The sequence below is a fragment of the Streptomyces sp. NPDC058632 genome, from assembly GCF_042717095.1.
Taxonomy (GTDB): domain Bacteria; phylum Actinomycetota; class Actinomycetes; order Streptomycetales; family Streptomycetaceae; genus Streptomyces.
On record NZ_JBHXQZ010000081.1, the window covers coordinates 1 to 17,816 of the forward strand.

Sequence of the window (17,816 nt, forward strand, 5' to 3'; positions counted from 1 at the left end):
GGTCCGGGGCCAAGGCCACGGACCCCGCCCGTCGCCGTTCGATCTACCCGTCGGTAGCATCCTGGTCATGGCAGACACGCAGCAGTCGGACCCGAAGGCCGAGCAGACCTCCGAGCAGCGGGCCGCACAGAAGGCCGAGCGCAAGGCCGACCGGAAGGCGGCCAGGCTCGCCGCGCGGATCAGTGGCTTCGCCACGGCCCACGGCGGGGCCGAGGGCCAGATCGCGTACCTCGGACAGCGCGGCGCCCGGATCGTGCTGGTCGGCGAGGACGGCGACTGGGGCGACCTGGTCGCCCACTCCTACCCGATCGCCCAGAAGGCGGCCGAGCGGGCGGGCCTCACCCTCCACGACGACTTCGACGGCGAGTTCGCGGCCAAGGTCAGGACCGGCCCGTACGAATGGACCCGCATGGCGGGCCTCCAGCTCGGCGGCCCGGCCAACGGCTGAACCCCGCCCCCGGGCGGCGCGGCGACCGTCCTCGCGGAGATCCTGGAACTCGCCCCCTTCGGCAAGATCCTCTTCTCCGGCGGCGTCCGAGGGCTGCCCGAACTGCACGTCGTGGGCGCACGCCTGTTCCGAGAGGCCCTCGCCCGGGTCCTCGGCGGCTGGGTCGCCGAAGGCGCGTGGGCGCCCGGCGACGCGCTAGCGGGTGGCCGCGATGATCGCCTCGGAGAACGCGGGCAGGGTGTACGGGCCGGAGTGAGGCGCAGGGTGTACGGGCCGGACCGGTGCGTGAAGACTGGGCGGATGCCGACCGACGCCCTGCTCGACCGCTTCCTCACCGGCCTCGCACCGCTCACCCCCGTCGCAGTCTGGGCCCACGGCTCGCTGGCCGGCGGCGACTACCAGGAGGGCCGCAGCGACCTGGATCTGATCACCGTCCTGGACCGCCCGGTCACGGCGCGGACGGTGTGGCGGGTGGCGCTGCTGCACGCCCGCCTGCGGGGCGAGCCGCTCGCCGACCGGCTGCACTGCACGTACCTGACGCCGGACACGGCGGGAGACGCCGAGCGGCGCCACCTGACCTGGGCGCACGAGCAGCTTTTCCGTCGAACGGTCACCCCGGTCACCCGGACCGAGCTGCACCGCTTCGGGCGGGTCCTGCACGGCGTGCAGCCCGCGGACGTGCTGCCGCCGGTCCCGGACGGCGAACTCGCCGCGTTCGTGGTGCGCGACCAGCGCGACTTCTGGCGCCGGGAGGTGGACCGGGCCGCGAACTGGACGCAGGACGTATGGGTCGACCTGGGCCTGCTGACCTTCGCCCGTGCCACGGTCACCCTGTGCGAGGGCCGTCTGATCTCCAAGCGGGAGGCACTGGAGGTACTGCCCGGCCTCGGCGCCCCAGGCGAAGTCGTCGCGGACATCCGAAGGAGGCGCTACGACGATCCCGCGCCGGCCGATCCCGCCCCCACCACCGGAAAATGGGTCCAGCGCCGGGCCGGGCTGACCCGGGACTACCTGGGTCCGGCGATCGACTCGCTCGTGGCGCGGGACGACTGACCGGGCGGCACCGGCACCTCGACCACCGGCGTATCCGGCCGCTCGCGCAGCGACAGGAGGACGCGTACCACCCAGATCCACATCACGCAGGAGCCGAACATGTGGGCGCCGACCAGGACCTCGGGGAGGTCTGTGAAGTACTGGACGTAGCCGATCGCGCCCTGCGCGAGGATGATCAGGAACAGTTCGCGGGTACGGTCCAGCGGGCCCTTGGGGGCGTCGACCGCCTTGAGGACGAACCACAGGGCGAACGTCAGCGTCGCCACGATCCACGCCAGCACGGCGTGCAGCTTGCTGACCGTCTCCCAGTCCAGCGGCATCCGCTCGACCTCGCTGGAGTCACCCGCGTGCGGGCCCGCGCCGGTCACCACCGTGCCGACCGCGATCAGCAGCACGGAGACCGCCACCAGGAACCACACCAGCTGCCGCACCGGCTTGCCGACCAGCGGCCGGGGCTCCCCGTCGCTCTCGCCGACGCGGTGCCACATCAGGGTGGCCACCGCGATCAGTGCCGAGGAGAGCAGGAAGTGCGCCGCGACCGTGTACGGGTTGAGGCCGACCAGGACCACGATGCCGCCGAGGATCGCGTTGCCCATCACGATCCAGAACTGCGCCCAGCCCAGCCGGGTCAGGCCGCGCCGGTACGGCTTTTGGGAGCGCGCGGCGACGATCGCCCAGCCGACGGCGGCGCACAGCACGTACGTCAGCAGCCGGTTGCCGAACTCGATCAGACCGTGGACGCCCATCTCGCGCGTGGAGGCGATGGAGTCCTCGGTGCACTTGGGCCAGGTCGGGCAGCCCAGGCCGGAACCGGTCAGCCGCACGGCACCGCCGGTGACCACGATGACCACCGACATGACGAGCGCGGCGAGGGCCGCCCGCCGGACCGTCCGGGGATCCGGGGTCCAGCGTGCGGCGATGAAGGCGAGGGGGTTGCGCAGGGCCGCCTGGGCGTCGGCGCGGGTCAGGTTTGGCACGCGACCATCGTAGGGCGCCGCTTGTGCACGCTTTCACGAGGGTCCCGGTCGGCGGTACCCGTCGGCCCGCTCACTCCCAGCGGAAGAACCGGCCCGCCGCCGCCAGCCCCGCGACCGCCCACACGGCGAGGATCGCGACCTGGCCCCACGGCAGCCCCGCCCCGTCCTGGAGCACGTCCCGAAGGCCCTCGGACAACGCCGAGACGGGCAGCAGTCCGAGGACGTTCTGCGCGGCGTCCGGGAAGTTGTCCAGCGGCACGACGACCCCGCCGCCGACGAGCAGCAGCAGGAACACCAGGTTGGCGGCGGCGAGCGTCGCCTCGGCCTTCAGGGTGCCCGCCATCAGCAGACCGAGCCCCGAGAAGGCGGCCGTGCCCAGCACCAGCAGCACCAGCACCGCGAACGGACCGCCCTGCGGCGACCAGCCCAGCGCGAACGCGATCCCCGTCAGCAGGACGACCTGGAGCACCTCGGTGACCAGCACCGACAGCGTCTTCGCGGTCATCAGCGCCCAGCGCGGCAGCGGCGAGGACGCCAGCCGCTTCAGCACCCCGTACCGGCGCTCGAAACCGGTGGCGATGGCCTGGCCGGTGAACGCCGTCGACATCACCGCCAGCGCGAGGACGCCGGGGGCGAGGAAGTCCACGGCCTCGCCGGCGCCGGTGTCCACGATGTCCACCGTGCTGAACAGCACCAGCAGCAGCGTGGGGATGACCACGGTGAGCAGCAGCTGCTCGCCGTTGCGCAGCAGCATCTTCGTCTCGAGCGCCGCCTGCGCCGCGATCATGCGGGGGAGCGGTGCCGCGCCCGGCTTCGGCGCGTAGGCGCCGGCCGCACGGGTCCCGGCGGATGCCGGATTCACCGGATTCATGAGCGCAGCTCCTTGCCCGTCAGTTCCAAGAAGACGTCCTCCAGGGTGTGCCGCTCCACCGAGATCCGGTCCGGCAGCACGCCGTGCTGTGCGCACCAGGACGTGACGGTGGCGAGCAGTTGCGGGTCCACCTCGCCGACCACCCGGTACGAGCCCGGGGCCACCTCGTCGGCCTGGGAGCCGGACGGCAGCGCCTTGAGCAGGGAGACCACGTCCAGCCCCGGCCGGCCCGAGAAGCGCAGGGTGTTCTCGGCACCGCCCCGGCACAGCTGCTCGGGGCTGCCCTGGGCCACCACCCGGCCGGCGTCGATGATCGCGACGTCGTCGGCGAGCTGCTCGGCCTCGTCCATGTGGTGCGTGGTGAGGATGACGGAGACCCCGTCGGCGCGCAGGTCCCGCACGAGGTCCCAGGTGGCGCGGCGGGCCTGCGGGTCGAGTCCGGCGGTCGGCTCGTCCAGGAACACCAGTTCCGGGCGTCCGACCACGGCCATCGCCAGCGCGAGCCGCTGCTGCTGGCCGCCGGAGAGCCGCCGGTACGTCGTACGGCCGCAGGAACCGAGGCCGAGGCGCTCGATCAGCGCGTCCACGTCCAGGGGGTGCGCGTGCAGCTTCGCCATGTGCCGGAGCATCTCGTCGGCCCGGGCGCCCGAGTAGACGCCGCCGGACTGGAGCATCACGCCGACGCGGGGCCTGAGCGCGGCCGACTGCCGCACCGGGTCCAGGCCCAGGACGCGCACCGTGCCGGAGTCGGGGCGCCGGTATCCCTCGCAGGTCTCCACCGTGGTCGTCTTGCCCGCCCCGTTGGGGCCGAGCACGGCCGTCACACCCTGCCGTGCCACCAGGTCGAGGCCGTCCACCGCGGTCTTCGTGCCGTACCGCTTCACCAGGGCCTGCACCTGGACCACGGGCTCACTTCGCATGGTTCACGAGTCTAGGTACGGGCCGCAGGCCTCGGACCGGCGGGTTCGGAACTCCTCCGTACGGGGGCGGTGCAGTTCCAGCCACCGCCGCGTGTACGCCACCGCGTCCGGCAGCGGGAACAGCCGGACCCCGGCGGCCCCGACCGTGCCCCGGAGGACGGGGCGGCCGGCGGGACGGTCCCGCTCGAAGTCGTGGCCCGGCTCGTCGAAGCGCCCGGAGGTGATCGGCACCTCGGGCAGCGTCTCCCGGCCCGCCGGGCCGGGACGGCCCACCGCCACGAGCGGGGGCGGTATCCGGTACTCCGCGAGGTGGAGGCAGGCGCAGGTGTCGTACCCGGTGCCCGGCAGCAGCACCCGGGCGTCCAGCCGCTCCAGCGCCGCCGGCGGACTGTGCTCGCCCGGCCGGCAGTCCTGCGCGTGCACCGCGACGACCTCCGCCGCACGCCTGCCGAGCGCGGCGAACGAGGTCTGCGGATGGGCGCTGCGCAGCGCGCCCGGCCGGGTCCGGACCGTCTCCGGGACGACGCCGGCCCCGCGGGTGGGGGCGGTCGCCGGGTCGTAGCCGGGCATGGTGGCGCGCATGGTCTCCCACCAGGTCTCCGGCACCGGCGGATCGCTCCACGGCGCCGGGTCGCAGAGGTCGCCGGACTGGGCGGGGACGACCAGGGTGCCGTCCGGGCCCAGCACGTCGAGCAGGGCGCCGACGGCCGCGACCGGACCGCCGTTGACCCGGCCCAGGGAGCTCAGTGAGGAGTGCACGAGGAGGGTCTCGCCGCGCCGCACCCCGAGATCCGCGAGCCCGGCGGCGAGGGGGTCCCGGGTGACAAGAGGGCCGGTCGGAAGGGGTGCGGGCATGCTCGGGAGGGTCCCGGAAGAGCCCTCGGGCCGCCACCGGTTTCCTCGGCGATCCGATCGGTCGGAGATCGTTTCCGCAGGTCATCTTAGGTTTGCCTAAGTGATGCAGCGCACCTCGGGCGAATCACGCGCCGCTTGCCCGGTCCGGATGAATTACGCAACAATGGCGTTGTGAAAAACGTCGGCGAGGCTCCCCAGGAGGAACTTGCGACCGGTGAGCGGTCCACCCGCAACCGGGTCGCGAGGTCCGTCCTGGACCACGGACCCTCGACCGTCTCCGAACTCGCCCAGCGGCTCGGACTGACCCAGGCTGCCGTCCGCCGGCATCTCGACGCCCTGGCGGGCGACGGAATCGTGGAGGCACGCGAGCGCAGGGTCTACGGCGCACGTACCCGCGGACGCCCCGCCAAGGTCTTCGCCCTCACCGACTGCGGGCGGGACGCCTTCGACCAGTCGTACGACAAGCTGGCCGTCGACGCCCTGCACTGGATCGGCGAGCAGGAGGGCGGCGACGAGGCGATCGCCGCGTTCGCGCGCGCCCGGATCGCCGCCCAGGCCGGCGCGTACCGCGCGGCGGTGAAGGCGGCCGCCCCCGAGGAGCGGACCCGCGCCCTGGCCAGGGCGCTCACCGCGGACGGGTACTCTGCCACCGCGCGCAGCGCACCCCACCCGCAGCAGGGCGAGCAGCTGTGCCAGCATCACTGCCCGGTCGCCCACGCCGCCGAACGGTTCCCGCAACTCTGCGAGGCGGAGACGGAATTCTTCGCCGAGCTGCTCGGTACGCATGTCCAGCGGCTCGCCACCATCGCCCACGGCGACGGCGTCTGCACCACCTTCATCCCGAAGTCCTCGACGGCCCCGACCGGCCCGGCGGGCAGGGAGGCCGCCGGGGCCCCGCCGCCCCCGAAGCCAGGGAAACCCCCGAGAGCCTCCGGGGCGAAGGCCGGAAAGACCTCGCTCCACATCCACAACGAATCCGCATCCGCAAGCACGGCCGGGAGGAACCCCGCATGACTCTCCCCACGGAGACTGCCCACCCCGAACTCGAGGGCCTGGGTACGTACGAATTCGGCTGGGCCGACTCCGACGCGGCAGGCGCCGCGGCCAAGCGCGGTCTGAACGAGAACGTCGTCCGTGACATCTCCGCGAAGAAGAACGAGCCGGAGTGGATGCTGAAGCTGCGGCTCAAGGGCCTGCGCCTGTTCGACAAGAAGCCCATGCCCAACTGGGGCTCGGACCTGTCGGGCATCGACTTCGACAACATCAAGTACTTCGTGCGCTCCACCGAGCAGCAGGCCGCCTCCTGGGAGGACCTGCCCGAGGACATCAAGAACACCTACGACCGGCTCGGCATCCCCGAGGCGGAGAAGCAGCGCCTGGTCGCCGGTGTCGCCGCGCAGTACGAGTCCGAGGTCGTCTACCACCAGATCCGCGAGGACCTGGAGGAGCAGGGCGTCATCTTCCTCGACACGGACACCGCGCTGAAGGAGCACCCGGAGCTCTTCCAGGAGTACTTCGGCACCGTCATCCCGGTCGGCGACAACAAGTTCGCGTCGCTGAACTCGGCCGTGTGGTCCGGCGGGTCGTTCATCTACGTCCCCAAGGGCGTCCGCGTGGACATCCCGCTCCAGGCCTACTTCCGGATCAACACCGAGAACATGGGCCAGTTCGAGCGGACGCTGATCATCGTCGACGAGGACGCCTACGTCCACTACGTCGAGGGCTGCACAGCCCCGATCTACACCTCGGACTCGCTGCACAGCGCCGTCGTCGAGATCATCGTCAAGAAGGGCGGCCGCTGCCGCTACACGACCATCCAGAACTGGTCGAACAACGTCTACAACCTGGTCACCAAGCGCGCCGTCGCCTACGAGGGCGCGACCATGGAGTGGGTCGACGGCAACATCGGCTCCAAGGTGACGATGAAGTACCCGGCCGTCTACCTCATGGGCGAGCACGCCAAGGGCGAGACCCTGTCCATCGCCTTCGCCGGCGAGGGCCAGCACCAGGACGCCGGCGCCAAGATGGTCCACATGGCCCCGAACACCTCGTCGAACATCGTCTCCAAGTCGGTGGCGCGCGGTGGCGGCCGCACCTCCTACCGCGGTCTGATCGAGATCGGTGAGGGCGCCCCCGGCTCCAAGTCCAACGTGCTGTGCGACGCGCTGCTCGTGGACACCATCTCCCGCTCGGACACCTACCCCTACGTCGACGTCCGCGAGGACGACGTGTCGATGGGCCACGAGGCGACCGTCTCCAAGGTCTCCGAGGACCAGCTCTTCTACCTGATGAGCCGCGGTCTGTCCGAGTTCGAGGCGATGGCGATGATCGTCCGCGGCTTCGTCGAGCCGATCGCCAAGGAGCTGCCGATGGAGTACGCGCTGGAGCTCAACCGGCTGATCGAGCTGCAGATGGAAGGCGCGGTCGGCTGACCCGCCGTCCCGCCCCCGTAGGCCGGTCGACCCGGCCCGCCCGTGGGCGGGCCGGCTCGGCCCGCCCCGTCGGACAGCACACGTCTTACTCAGAAAGAGAGCACTAGGACAGCCATGGCTGAGGCTCAGAATCTCCCGGTGGGCTCCACCACCGCCGGCTCGATCGCGGTGGCCGCGGAGTCGACCGTCGCCACCCGTATGAGCGCGCCCCCGTCCTTCGACGTGGCGTCCTTCCCGGTCCCGCACGGCCGCGAGGAGGAATGGCGGTTCACCCCGCTGGAGCGCCTGCGCGGTCTGCACGACGGCACCGCCGTCGCCACCGACGAAGGCGTCAAGATCGCCGTCGAGGCGCCCGAGGGCGTCCGCGTCGAGGCCGTCGGCCGTGACGACGCGCGGCTCGGCCGGGCCGGCAAGCCGGTGGACCGCGTCGCCGCCCAGGCGTACAGCGCCTTCGCGCAGGCCTCGGTCGTGACCGTGCCGAAGGAGACCGTGCTCACCGAGCCGATCCGCATCGCGGTGCACGGTGACGGCGGCACCGCCTACAGCCACCAGGTGATCGAGCTCGGCGCCTTCGCCGAGGCGGTCGTCGTCATCGACCACACCGGTGACGCGGTGCTCGCCGCCAACGTCGAGTACGTCCTCGGCGACGGAGCCAAGCTCACCGTCGTCTCCGTCCAGGACTGGGACGACAAGGCCGTGCACGTCGCCCAGCACAACGCCCTCGTCGGCCGCGACGCCTCCTTCAAGTCGGTCGTCGTCACCTTGGGCGGCGACCTGGTCCGGCTGCACCCGCGGGTCGCCTACGCGGGCACCGGCGGCGAGGCCGAGCTGTTCGGCCTGTACTTCACCGACGCCGGCCAGCACCAGGAACACCGCCTCCTGGTCGACCACAACGTCCCGCACTGCAAGTCCAACGTCGTCTACAAGGGCGCGCTGCAGGGCGACGACGCGCACGCCGTGTGGATCGGCGACGTGCTCATCGAGGCCAGGGCCGAGGGCACCGACACCTACGAGATGAACCGCAACCTCGTCCTCACCGACGGCGCCCGTGTCGACTCCGTGCCCAACCTGGAGATCGAGACCGGCGAGATCGTCGGCGCCGGCCACGCCTCCGCGACCGGCCGCTTCGACGACGAGCAGCTCTTCTACCTGATGGCCCGCGGCATCGCCGAGCAGGACGCCCGCCGTCTGGTCGTCCGCGGCTTCTTCGCCGAACTCGTCCAGCAGATCGGCGTCCCGGACATCGAGGAGCGTCTGATCGCCAAGATCGAGGAGGAGCTGGAGGCTTCGGTCGGATGACCTTCCAACGCGCCTGCGGGCTGAGCGAGCTGGAGGAGGACACCCCGAAGCGGGTGGAACTCGACGGCACGCCGGTCTCCCTCGTGCACACCGGGGGCGAGGTGTTCGCGATCAACGACATCTGTTCGCACGCGAACGTCTCCCTCTCGGAGGGCGAGGTCGACGACTGCCACATCGAGTGCTGGCTGCACGGCTCGCGCTTCGACCTCCGCTCGGGCAAGCCCGACAGCCTTCCGGCCACGCGCCCCGTCCCCGTATACCCCGTAAAGATCGAAGGGGACGACGTGCTCGTCTCCCTCACCCAGGAGTCCTGAGGCATCCATGGCAACGCTTGAAATCCGAGACCTGCACGTCACCGTCGAGGCCGACAACGCCACGAAGGAAATCCTCAAGGGCGTCGACCTCACCGTGAAGCAGGGCGAGACGCACGCCATCATGGGCCCCAACGGCTCCGGCAAGTCGACCCTCGCCTACGCCCTGGCCGGTCACCCCAAGTACACCGTCTCCGGCGGCAGCGTCACCCTCGACGGCGAGGACGTCCTGGAGATGTCCGTCGACGAGCGCGCCCGCGCCGGCCTGTTCCTCGCCATGCAGTACCCGGTCGAGGTCCCCGGTGTCTCCGTCTCCAACTTCCTGCGCACCTCCGCCACCGCCATCCGCGGCGAGGCCCCCAAGCTGCGCACCTGGGTGAAGGAGGTCAAGGAGACCATGGAGCGCCTCCACATGGACCCCGCCTTCGCCGAGCGCAACGTCAACGAGGGCTTCTCCGGCGGTGAGAAGAAGCGTCACGAGATCCTCCAGCTGGAGCTCCTCAAGCCGAAGGTCGCGATCCTCGACGAGACCGACTCCGGCCTGGACGTCGACGCGCTGCGCATCGTCTCCGAGGGCGTCAACCGCGTCCGCGAGTCCGGTGAGGTCGGCACCCTGCTGATCACGCACTACACGCGCATCCTGCGCTACATCAAGCCCGACCACGTCCACGTGTTCGCCGACGGGCGGATCGCCGAGTCCGGCGGAGCCGAGCTCGCCGACAAGCTGGAGAACGAGGGCTACGAGGCATACGCGAAGGGTGGCGCATCCGAGTGACACAGCTGCCGGGCCTCCTCACCGAGCCCAGGCTCCTTGACGAGGCCGTCCGAGGCGACTTCCCCATCCTGGACCGCCAGGTCCACGACGGCCGGAAGCTGGTCTACCTGGACAACGCGGCGACCAGCCAGAAGCCGCGTCAGGTGCTGGACGCGCTCAGTGAGTACTACGAGCGCTACAACGCCAACGTCCACCGCGGTGTGCATGTGCTCGCCGAGGAGGCCACGGCGCTGTACGAGGGCGCGCGCGACAAGGTCGCGGAGTTCGTCAACGCGCCCTCACGCAACGAGGTGATCTTCACGAAGAACGCCTCGGAGTCGCTCAACCTCGTGGCGAACATGCTGGGCTGGGCCGACGAGCCCTACCGGGTGGACCACGAGACCGAGATCGTCATCACGGAGATGGAGCACCACTCCAACATCGTGCCGTGGCAGCTGCTCGCGCAGCGCACCGGTGCGAAGCTGAAGTGGTTCGGCCTCACCGACGACGGCCGCCTCGACCTGTCCAACATCGACGAGGTCATCACCGAGAAGACGAAGATCGTCTCCTTCGTGCTGGTGTCCAACATCCTGGGCACGGTCAACCCGGTCGAGGCGATCGTGCGCCGCGCCCAGGAGGTCGGCGCCCTGGTGTGCGTCGACGCCTCCCAGGCCGCCCCGCACATGCCGGTGGACGTCCAGGCCCTCCAGGCCGACTTCGTGGCCTTCACCGGCCACAAGATGTGCGGCCCGACCGGCATCGGCGTCCTGTGGGGCCGCCAGGAGCTGCTCGAGGACCTGCCGCCGTTCCTCGGCGGCGGCGAGATGATCGAGACCGTGTCGATGAGCTCGTCGACCTACGCGCCGGCCCCGCACAAGTTCGAGGCGGGCACCCCGCCGATCGCCCAGGCGGTCGGTCTCGGTGCCGCGATCGACTACCTGTCGGCCATCGGCATGGACAAGATCCTCGCTCACGAGCACGCGCTCACCGAGTACGCCGTCAAGCGGCTGGCCGAGGTTCCGGACCTGCGCATCATCGGCCCCGACACGGCCGAGAACCGCGGCGCCACGATCTCGTTCGCGCTGGGCGACATCCACCCGCACGACGTGGGCCAGGTCCTCGACGAGCTGGGCATCGCGGTCCGGGTCGGCCACCACTGCGCGCGGCCGGTCTGCCTGCGGTACGGAATTCCGGCGACCACGCGAGCGTCGTTCTATCTGTACTCCACACCGGCCGAGATCGACGCACTGGTCGACGGCCTGGAGCACGTACGGAACTTCTTCGGCTGAGGGGCTGGCTGGGCGTGAAGCTTGATTCGATGTACCAGGAAGTCATCCTGGACCACTACAAGAACCCGCACGGGCGGGGCTTGCGGGACGGCGACGCCGAGGTGCACCACGTCAACCCGACGTGCGGCGACGAGATCACGCTGCGGGTGAAGTACGACGGCACGACGATCAGCGACGTCTCGTACGAGGGGCAGGGCTGCTCCATCAGCCAGGCTTCCGCCTCCGTGCTGAACGACCTGCTGGTCGGCAAGGACCTCGCCACGGCGCAGCGGATCCAGGAGACCTTCCTGGAGCTGATGCAGTCCAAGGGCAAGATCGAGCCGGACGACGCGATGGAGGAGACCCTGGAGGACGCGGTCGCGTTCGCCGGGGTGTCCAAGTACCCCGCCCGCGTCAAGTGCGCCCTCCTGAGCTGGATGGCGTGGAAGGACGCGACAGCCCAGGCCCTGGGCTCCGACGCCGAAAGGACAACGGCATGAGCGAGACCGTGGAGATGAAGCCGGCCTCGGAGGAGGAGCTCCGCGAGGCCCTGATGGACGTCGTCGACCCCGAACTGGGCATCGACGTCGTCAACCTGGGCCTGATCTACGGCGTCCACGTCGACGACTCCAATGTGGCGACCGTCGACATGACCCTGACGTCCGCGGCCTGTCCGCTGACCGACGTCATCGAGGACCAGGCCAAGTCCGCCACCGAAGGCCTGGTCAGCGAGCTGCGCATCAACTGGGTCTGGATGCCGCCGTGGGGCCCCGACAAGATCACGGACGACGGCCGCGACCAGCTGAGGGCGCTCGGCTTCAACGTCTGAGACGTCCGTCCGGCACCGGTTTTCCCGCGGAACGGCGACACCCCGCACGGGTGTCGCCGTTCCGCGTATGCGGGATCGCGCATACGCGTTCCGCACCGGGGCGCCGGACCGTTGTGTACGCTCGTACACATGGGATACCTGCTGCTCGCCGGGGCGATCGCCGCGGAGGTGGGCGCCACCACCGCCATGAAGTACAGCGACGGCTTCAGCAGACTCTGGCCCTCGCTGCTGACCCTGCTCGGCTACGTGGTCTCCTTCACCCTGCTCGCGCAGACGCTGCGCACCCTCTCCATCGGCACCGCGTACGCCATCTGGGCGGGGGTGGGCACGGCCGCCATCGCCGCGATCGGCGTCATGTTCATGGGGGAAGGGCTGACCGTCGTCAAGGCCGCCGGCATCGCGCTGATCATCGTGGGCGTGGTCGTGCTCAACCTCGGCGGCGCGCACTGATGGCCCGGCGGTACGACCCCGAGCGGCGCCGGCGGATCATCGACGCGGCGATCCGCGTCGTCGGCAGGAGCGGCATCGCGGGGCTCAGCCACCGCACCGTCGCCGCCGAGGCCGATGTGCCGCTCGGCTCCACGACGTACCACTTCAAGACCCTCGACGAGCTGCTGGTGGCCGCGCTGCGCCAGGCGAACGAGGGCTTCGCCAAGGCCGTCGCCGCACGCGGCGCCCTGGAGGACCCGCGCACCGACCTGGCGGCCGGACTCGCCGGCCTGCTCGGGGAATGGCTCGCGGGCGAACGCACCGGCGTCGAGCTGGAGTACGAGCTGTACCTGGCCGCCCTGCGCCGCCCCGCCCTGCGCCCCGTCGCGGCCGAGTGGTGCGAGGACGTCACCGGCCTGCTGTCCCGCCGCACCGACCCGGTCACCGCCCGGGCCCTGGTCGCCCTGATGGACGGCATCGGCCTCCAGACCCTGCTGACCGGAACGCCGTACGACGAGGCGTACGCACGGGAGATGTTCGGGCGGATCGTTCCCGGGGGCTGACGGGGCGTCGGCGCGCTGCTCCGACCCGGGGTGCTCTCCGCTCCCGGGACGGTCCGCCCGGTACCCGAGACGGCGGGGCACCGGTTCGCATCGCCGGGCCCGGGCCGGTTAGGTTGCCCTCATGACCGACTCGACTGCTCAGAGCACCACCGGCGCGGTGGCCGCCGGCCTCGCCACCCTCGCCGCCGACGGAACCGTCCTCGACACCTGGTTCCCCGCCCCCGAACTCTCCGACGCGCCCGGCCCGTCCGGCACCGAGCGGCTGTCCGCCGAGCGCGCCGCCGACCTGCTCGGCGCCGGCGCGACCGCGGCGATCGGACCGGACGCGCGCCGGGGCGTCGAAGTGGTCGCGGTCCGTACGGTCATCTCCTCGCTCGACGAGAAGCCGACCGACGCGCACGACGTCTACCTGCGCCTCCACCTGCTCTCGCACCGTCTGGTCAAGCCGCACGGCCAGAACCTGGAGGGCATGTTCGGCTTCCTCGCGAACGTCGCCTGGACCTCGCTCGGTCCCGTCGCCGTGGACGACGTCGAGAAGGTGCGGCTCAACGCCCGTGCCGAGGGCCTGCACCTGGCCGTCACGTCCATCGACAAGTTCCCCCGGATGACGGACTACGTCGTCCCCAAGGGCGTCCGCATCGCCGACGCGGACCGGGTCCGCCTGGGCGCCCACCTCGCCGCGGGCACCACGGTCATGCACGAGGGCTTCGTCAACTTCAACGCGGGCACGCTCGGCACCTCCATGGTCGAGGGCCGCATCTCCGCGGGCGTCGTCGTCGGCGACGGCTCGGACATCGGCGGCGGCGCCTCCACCATGGGCACGCTGTCCGGCGGCGGCAGCGTGATCATCTCCATCGGCGAGCGCTGCCTGGTCGGCGCGGAGGCGGGCGTCGGCATCGCGCTCGGCGACGAGTGCGTCGTCGAGGCCGGCCTCTACGTCACCGCGGGCACCCGCGTGACCATGCCCGACGGCGAGGTCGTCAAGGCCCGCGCGCTGTCCGGCGCCTCCCACATCCTCTTCCGCCGCAACTCGATCAGCGGCGCGGTCGAGGCCCGCCCGAACAACGCGGTCTGGGGCGGCCTGAACGACGTCCTGCACAGCCACAACTGACGGGTCGTCCCCGTGCGCCCGGGTGCGGTCACCACACCTGGGCGCGGCAGTCGGCGCGGGTCTTCGCCTCAGCGGCTCAGGACCGTTTCCCGGCGCATGTGGGAGAGCTTCTCCGGGTTGCGTACGGCGTAGAGACCGGTGACGAGGCCGCCCTCGACGTGGACCGTCAGGACGGTGTCGAGTTCCCCGTCGACCCGCAGGAGCAGTGCCGGGCGGCCGTTGACCTGGGCCGGCAGGAACGACGAACCGGCGGGGATCCTGCCCAGGCCCGCGGCCAGCAGGCGGGCCACCTTGTCGGCCCCGACGACGGGCCGCAGGACGGCCTGCCTGACTCCGCCGCCGTCGCCCAGCAGGACGACGTCCGGCGCGAGGATGTCGAGCAGGTTCTGGAGGTCTCCCGTCTCGACCGCCTGACGGAACGCGTCGAGCGCCTTCCGGGAGTCCGTCGGCGACACGTGTTCGCGCGGCCGGCGTGCCGCCACGTGGGCGCGTGCGCGGTGCGCGATCTGGCGGACCGCGGCCGGTTTCCGGTCGACGGCCTCCGCGATCTCGTCGTACTCCAGGGCGAACACCTCGCGCAGCACGAACACCGCCCGCTCCGTCGGCGTGAGCGTCTCCAGCACCAGCATCATCGCCGTCGAGACGCTGTCGGCCAGTTCGACGTCCTCGGCCACGTCGGGCGCGGTGAGCAGCGGCTCGGGCAGCCACGAGCCCACATAGGACTCCTTGCGGCGGCCGAGCGTGCGCACCCGGTTCAGCGCCTGGCGCGTGGTGATCCGGACCAGGTACGCCCGCCGGTCCCGCACCGTGCCGAGATCGACCCCCGCCCACCGCAGCCAGGTCTCCTGCAGTACGTCCTCCGCGTCGGCGGCCGAGCCCAGCATCTCGTAGGCGACCGTGAACAGGAGACTGCGGTGGTCGACGAACGCCTCGGTGGCGGCATCCGTTCCCGCGTCGCCCGCGGGGCGCCCGGCCGTGGACTCGCTTCGTTCGCTCTTCACCGGACGCTCCTTCGCTTCCGACTGTGTCATGCGCACAGGACACCGGTCCCCGCGGATCTGTGACACCCCTCTGCCATGGGCTGTGTCACACAGCGGTTCCGTCACACGAAGCCGGCGGTCGGCATCTCGTGTTCGTCCGATGCAACACCACGAGTGAGGACGCCATCATGGATGCCCGATTCGATCTGTTCGCCAACGAGATCGCCCTCAAGTTCGCCAAGCGGTTCGCCGCCGCCGGCCTGGTGATCCAGCAGTCGCCGCTGCCCCGGTCCACGCAGGAGCTGGTGTCGCTGCGCGCCAGCCAGATCAACGGCTGCGGCCACTGCGTCGACGTGCACACCAAGGAGGCCGCTGCCGCCGGTGAGACCGCGGTCCGGCTCAACCTGGTGGCCGCCTGGCGCGAGTCCACCGTGTTCACCGAGGCCGAGCAGGCCGCGCTGGCCCTCGCCGAGGAGGGCACCCGGCTCGGCGACGCCCACCACGGAGTGTCCGACGAGACCTGGGCCCGGGTGCGCGAGCACTACGACGACGATCGGACCGCGGCGCTGGTCGCCCTGGTCGCGCTGATCAACGCGGCCAACCGGCTCGCCGTGATCGTGCACCAGAAGGGGGGCTCGTACGAGCCGGGCATGGCCGCCCACGTCCTCGACTGAGAGGCGGGAGCGCGCGGCGAGCGGTGACGGTCAGCCCGCCGTGAGGTTCTCGTGGAGCGACCTGAGACTGTCGGTCGTCTTCCGGTCCGCCGGCCTCAGGGGCCGGCGGACCGGGCCCGCCGGCAGGCCGAGGGCGGTGAGGAGGGCCTTCGTGGTGACCGTGCCGGGCAGGCCGTTCGCCATCAACGCCTCGATGAGGGCGCTCGCCCGCCGCTGGAGATCCGCCGCGCGGGCCGTGTCGCCCGCGTCGAAGGCGTCCAGGACGGCGCGCAGGTGGTCCGGGACCACGTTCGCGACCGTACTGGCGTAACCGGCGCCGCCGACCGCGTACAGGGCCAGGATGTGCTCGTCGCAGCCCGCGTAGTAGGCGAGGTCCGTGCGGGCGAGGACCTTCTGGGCGGCCAGGAAGTCGTACGAGCAGTCCTTCACCGCGACGATCCGGGGGTGCTCGGCGAGCCGCAGCATCGTGTCGGGTTCGATGCGGGTGCCCGTGCGGGCCGGGATGTCGTACAGGACCAGGGGGAGGCCGGTGACGTCCGCGATCTCGCGGAAGTGGGCCTCGATCGCGTCCTGTGGCGGGCGGCTGTAGTACGGGGCGACGACCAGGAGGCCGTCCGCGCCCGCCTTTTCGGCCTCTCGGGCGAGTTCGGCGGTGTGCGCGGTGTCGGCGGTGCCGACTCCGGCGACGATCGCGGCGCGGCTGCCCACGGCCTCCCGTACCGCCGTGACGAGGGCGGACTTCTCGGCGTCCGTCGTGGTCGGGGACTCTCCCGTCGTACCGGACAGGACCAGGCCGTCGCAGCCGCGGCTCACCAGGTGGTCGGCCAGGCGCGCGGCGCCGTCCAGGTCCAGGGCACCGGCGGGGGTGAAGGGAGTGACCATGGCGCAGAGGGCGCGGCCGAAGGGAGACGGGGACGGGGACGCGGAGGGGGACGGGGTGGTCATGGGAGTAGTCTCGGTGCGATCAACGCGTAGCTCCACTTATATCTGCTACCTGCTATTGGTAAGCATGGGTAATCGATAGCGGCTCGGGATAAGAGCCGCGCGGTCCGGGTACCCGGACGGTCCCGACCGAGAGGAGGCGGAACGCCGTGACCGCAACCACCGAGCACCGTCCGGCCCGCGACACACACGGCCGTGACCAGCAGAGCCGCGAGTACAGCGGTGGCACACGCATGCGTGATGACCACAGCCGTGATGACCACAGCCGTGACGAGTACAGCCGTGACGAGCACAGCGTGGGCGAACTCGTCGGACAGGCCACCGAGCAGGTCTCCCGGCTGGTACGGCAGGAAGTGGCCCTGGCCAAGGTGGAGCTGGCCGAGAAGGGCCGCCGGGCCGGAATCGGCGGCGGCATGCTGGGCGGCGCGGGCGCCTTCGCCTATGCGGGTCTGCTCGCGGCGGCCTTCACCGGGGGCGCCGCGCTCTCCCTCGTCCTGCCGGTGTGGGCGGCGGCGCTGATCATCACGGCCGTGCTGTTCTTGGTCGCGGGTGTGCTGGCGGTGGTCGGACGCGGCCAGCTGCGGAAGGCCACGCCGGCGGCCCCGGAGCAGGCGCTGGACAGCGTGAAGGCCGACGTGGAGGAGATCAAGGGAAGGGCACACCGATGACGCGGGACGTGAACGGCGTGAACGAGCCTGCGGGGGCGGCGGGTTCCGGTTCCGGGGCCCACATCGAGGCCGGGGCCGAGCAGGATGCCGCCCACGGGGCCAAGGGGCCGGACGAGCTGCGGCGGGAGATCGACCGGACCCGGCACGAACTCGGTGACACGGTGGAGCAGTTGGCCGGGAAGATGGACGTCAAGGGGAACGCGATGGCCCGCGTGGAGGACCTGCGCGACAAGGCAGGGGCGGTGACCGTACAGCTGCGGAGCAACGCCACGCAGGCCCGGCGGGCCGGGACGCGCAAGCCGTGGCCGGTGATGGTCGCCGGCGGGACGGTGGCCGGACTGGCGGCGACGGCGGTGCTGCGGCGGCGCGGGGCGCACTGACGGCGGACCGGGTCGGGCGGGCACGGCCGAGGGCCGGCCGGACGGGAACGTA

At 71.5% G+C, this 17,816-nt stretch carries 22 protein-coding genes and 1 pseudogene; 17 read left to right on the plus strand and 6 right to left on the minus strand.

Going from position 1 to position 17,816, the window contains the following annotated elements:
- Positions 1 to 67 precede the first annotated feature (67 nt).
- From ACFWVE_RS26400 to ACFWVE_RS26410, 3 genes and pseudogenes are all read left to right on the plus strand, one after another.
- The gene (locus tag ACFWVE_RS26400) at positions 68 to 448 is read left to right on the plus strand and encodes a hypothetical protein (RefSeq protein ID WP_384018726.1); all 381 of its coding nucleotides are present in this window, start codon (positions 68 to 70) and stop codon (positions 446 to 448) included.
- Between the two features lie 18 nt (positions 449 to 466).
- Positions 467 to 704: pseudogene (locus ACFWVE_RS26405) on the plus strand (amidohydrolase); the annotation flags it as partial.
- 44 nt (positions 705 to 748) lie between these two features.
- Positions 749 to 1,501: a nucleotidyltransferase domain-containing protein gene (locus ACFWVE_RS26410; RefSeq protein ID WP_384018729.1), complete on the plus strand. Its 753-nt coding sequence runs from the start codon at positions 749 to 751 to the stop codon at positions 1,499 to 1,501.
- On the opposite strand, the gene ACFWVE_RS26415 is transcribed toward ACFWVE_RS26410, so the two are convergent.
- The 4 genes from ACFWVE_RS26415 to ACFWVE_RS26430 form a co-directional block, all read right to left on the minus strand.
- A complete protein-coding gene (locus ACFWVE_RS26415; RefSeq protein WP_384018822.1) occupies positions 1,456 to 2,469 on the minus strand; it encodes a heme A synthase in 1,014 nt (337 codons plus the stop codon). The two genes, ACFWVE_RS26410 and ACFWVE_RS26415, sit on opposite strands and share 46 nt — an antisense overlap.
- Positions 2,470 to 2,548: 79 nt before the next feature.
- Positions 2,549 to 3,349: an ABC transporter permease gene (locus ACFWVE_RS26420; protein WP_384018732.1), complete on the minus strand. Its 801-nt coding sequence runs from the start codon at positions 3,347 to 3,349 to the stop codon at positions 2,549 to 2,551.
- On the minus strand, positions 3,346 to 4,269 hold the full coding sequence (locus ACFWVE_RS26425; RefSeq protein WP_384018735.1) for an ABC transporter ATP-binding protein: 924 nt from the start codon (positions 4,267 to 4,269) through the stop codon (positions 3,346 to 3,348). Before ACFWVE_RS26425 ends, ACFWVE_RS26420 begins: the two co-directional genes overlap by 4 nt.
- Positions 4,270 to 4,272: 3 nt before the next feature.
- The gene (locus ACFWVE_RS26430) at positions 4,273 to 5,124 is read right to left on the minus strand and encodes an aminoglycoside N(3)-acetyltransferase (RefSeq protein WP_384018738.1); all 852 of its coding nucleotides are present in this window, start codon (positions 5,122 to 5,124) and stop codon (positions 4,273 to 4,275) included.
- Between the two features lie 171 nt (positions 5,125 to 5,295).
- On the opposite strand from ACFWVE_RS26430, the gene ACFWVE_RS26435 reads away from it, so the two are divergent.
- The 11 genes from ACFWVE_RS26435 (at position 5,296) to dapD (ending at position 14,120) form a co-directional block, all read left to right on the plus strand.
- Positions 5,296 to 6,138 carry a helix-turn-helix transcriptional regulator gene (locus ACFWVE_RS26435; protein ID WP_384018741.1) on the plus strand — a complete coding sequence of 281 codons (843 nt, stop codon included), beginning with the start codon at positions 5,296 to 5,298 and terminating at the stop codon, positions 6,136 to 6,138.
- Entirely contained in the window at positions 6,135 to 7,556 is a 1,422-nt protein-coding gene (gene sufB / locus ACFWVE_RS26440) for a Fe-S cluster assembly protein SufB (RefSeq protein ID WP_384018744.1), read from the plus strand. Before ACFWVE_RS26435 ends, sufB begins: the two co-directional genes overlap by 4 nt.
- Positions 7,557 to 7,670: 114 nt before the next feature.
- The gene (sufD, locus tag ACFWVE_RS26445) at positions 7,671 to 8,855 is read left to right on the plus strand and encodes a Fe-S cluster assembly protein SufD (RefSeq protein ID WP_384018746.1); all 1,185 of its coding nucleotides are present in this window, start codon (positions 7,671 to 7,673) and stop codon (positions 8,853 to 8,855) included.
- Positions 8,852 to 9,169 (plus strand): non-heme iron oxygenase ferredoxin subunit, encoded by a 318-nt coding sequence (locus ACFWVE_RS26450; RefSeq protein WP_042166271.1) that lies wholly within the window; start codon positions 8,852 to 8,854, stop codon positions 9,167 to 9,169. The genes sufD and ACFWVE_RS26450 overlap by 4 nt, the downstream gene beginning before the upstream one ends.
- A 7-nt stretch (positions 9,170 to 9,176) precedes the next feature.
- On the plus strand, positions 9,177 to 9,941 hold the full coding sequence (sufC, locus tag ACFWVE_RS26455; protein ID WP_384018750.1) for a Fe-S cluster assembly ATPase SufC: 765 nt from the start codon (positions 9,177 to 9,179) through the stop codon (positions 9,939 to 9,941).
- Positions 9,938 to 11,209 carry a cysteine desulfurase gene (locus ACFWVE_RS26460; protein ID WP_384018753.1) on the plus strand — a complete coding sequence of 424 codons (1,272 nt, stop codon included), beginning with the start codon at positions 9,938 to 9,940 and terminating at the stop codon, positions 11,207 to 11,209. Before sufC ends, ACFWVE_RS26460 begins: the two co-directional genes overlap by 4 nt.
- 14 nt (positions 11,210 to 11,223) lie before the next feature.
- On the plus strand, positions 11,224 to 11,688 hold the full coding sequence (sufU, locus tag ACFWVE_RS26465; protein WP_384018756.1) for a Fe-S cluster assembly sulfur transfer protein SufU: 465 nt from the start codon (positions 11,224 to 11,226) through the stop codon (positions 11,686 to 11,688).
- Positions 11,685 to 12,017, plus strand: a complete 333-nt coding sequence (locus ACFWVE_RS26470) for a metal-sulfur cluster assembly factor (RefSeq protein ID WP_384018759.1) — start codon at positions 11,685 to 11,687, stop codon at positions 12,015 to 12,017. Before sufU ends, ACFWVE_RS26470 begins: the two co-directional genes overlap by 4 nt.
- 129 nt (positions 12,018 to 12,146) lie before the next feature.
- Entirely contained in the window at positions 12,147 to 12,467 is a 321-nt protein-coding gene (locus ACFWVE_RS26475) for a DMT family transporter (protein WP_384018762.1), read from the plus strand.
- Positions 12,467 to 13,009, plus strand: coding sequence for a TetR/AcrR family transcriptional regulator (locus ACFWVE_RS26480; RefSeq protein ID WP_384018765.1), 543 nt, complete (start codon positions 12,467 to 12,469; stop codon positions 13,007 to 13,009). The genes ACFWVE_RS26475 and ACFWVE_RS26480 overlap by 1 nt, the downstream gene beginning before the upstream one ends.
- Before the next feature lie 121 nt (positions 13,010 to 13,130).
- Positions 13,131 to 14,120, plus strand: coding sequence for a 2,3,4,5-tetrahydropyridine-2,6-dicarboxylate N-succinyltransferase (gene dapD, locus ACFWVE_RS26485; RefSeq protein WP_384018768.1), 990 nt, complete (start codon positions 13,131 to 13,133; stop codon positions 14,118 to 14,120).
- A 68-nt stretch (positions 14,121 to 14,188) separates the two neighbouring features.
- Here dapD and ACFWVE_RS26490 read toward each other — a convergent pair whose 3' ends face one another.
- Entirely contained in the window at positions 14,189 to 15,151 is a 963-nt protein-coding gene (locus ACFWVE_RS26490) for an RNA polymerase sigma-70 factor (protein WP_384018771.1), read from the minus strand.
- A gap of 137 nt (positions 15,152 to 15,288) precedes the next feature.
- Between ACFWVE_RS26490 and ACFWVE_RS26495 the strand changes: the two genes are divergently transcribed.
- Entirely contained in the window at positions 15,289 to 15,774 is a 486-nt protein-coding gene (locus ACFWVE_RS26495; RefSeq protein WP_384018773.1) for a carboxymuconolactone decarboxylase family protein, read from the plus strand.
- A 30-nt stretch (positions 15,775 to 15,804) separates the two neighbouring features.
- On the opposite strand, the gene dapA is transcribed toward ACFWVE_RS26495, so the two are convergent.
- Complete coding sequence (gene dapA / locus ACFWVE_RS26500) at positions 15,805 to 16,719, minus strand: 4-hydroxy-tetrahydrodipicolinate synthase (RefSeq protein WP_384018776.1); 915 nt, start codon at positions 16,717 to 16,719, stop codon at positions 15,805 to 15,807.
- A gap of 230 nt (positions 16,720 to 16,949) precedes the next feature.
- On the opposite strand from dapA, the gene ACFWVE_RS26505 reads away from it, so the two are divergent.
- Both ACFWVE_RS26505 and ACFWVE_RS26510 read left to right on the plus strand, forming a co-directional pair.
- Positions 16,950 to 17,384, plus strand: coding sequence for a phage holin family protein (locus tag ACFWVE_RS26505; RefSeq protein WP_384018825.1), 435 nt, complete (start codon positions 16,950 to 16,952; stop codon positions 17,382 to 17,384).
- Positions 17,381 to 17,764: a DUF3618 domain-containing protein gene (locus ACFWVE_RS26510; RefSeq protein ID WP_384018780.1), complete on the plus strand. Its 384-nt coding sequence runs from the start codon at positions 17,381 to 17,383 to the stop codon at positions 17,762 to 17,764. Before ACFWVE_RS26505 ends, ACFWVE_RS26510 begins: the two co-directional genes overlap by 4 nt.
- Positions 17,765 to 17,816 lie beyond the last annotated feature (52 nt).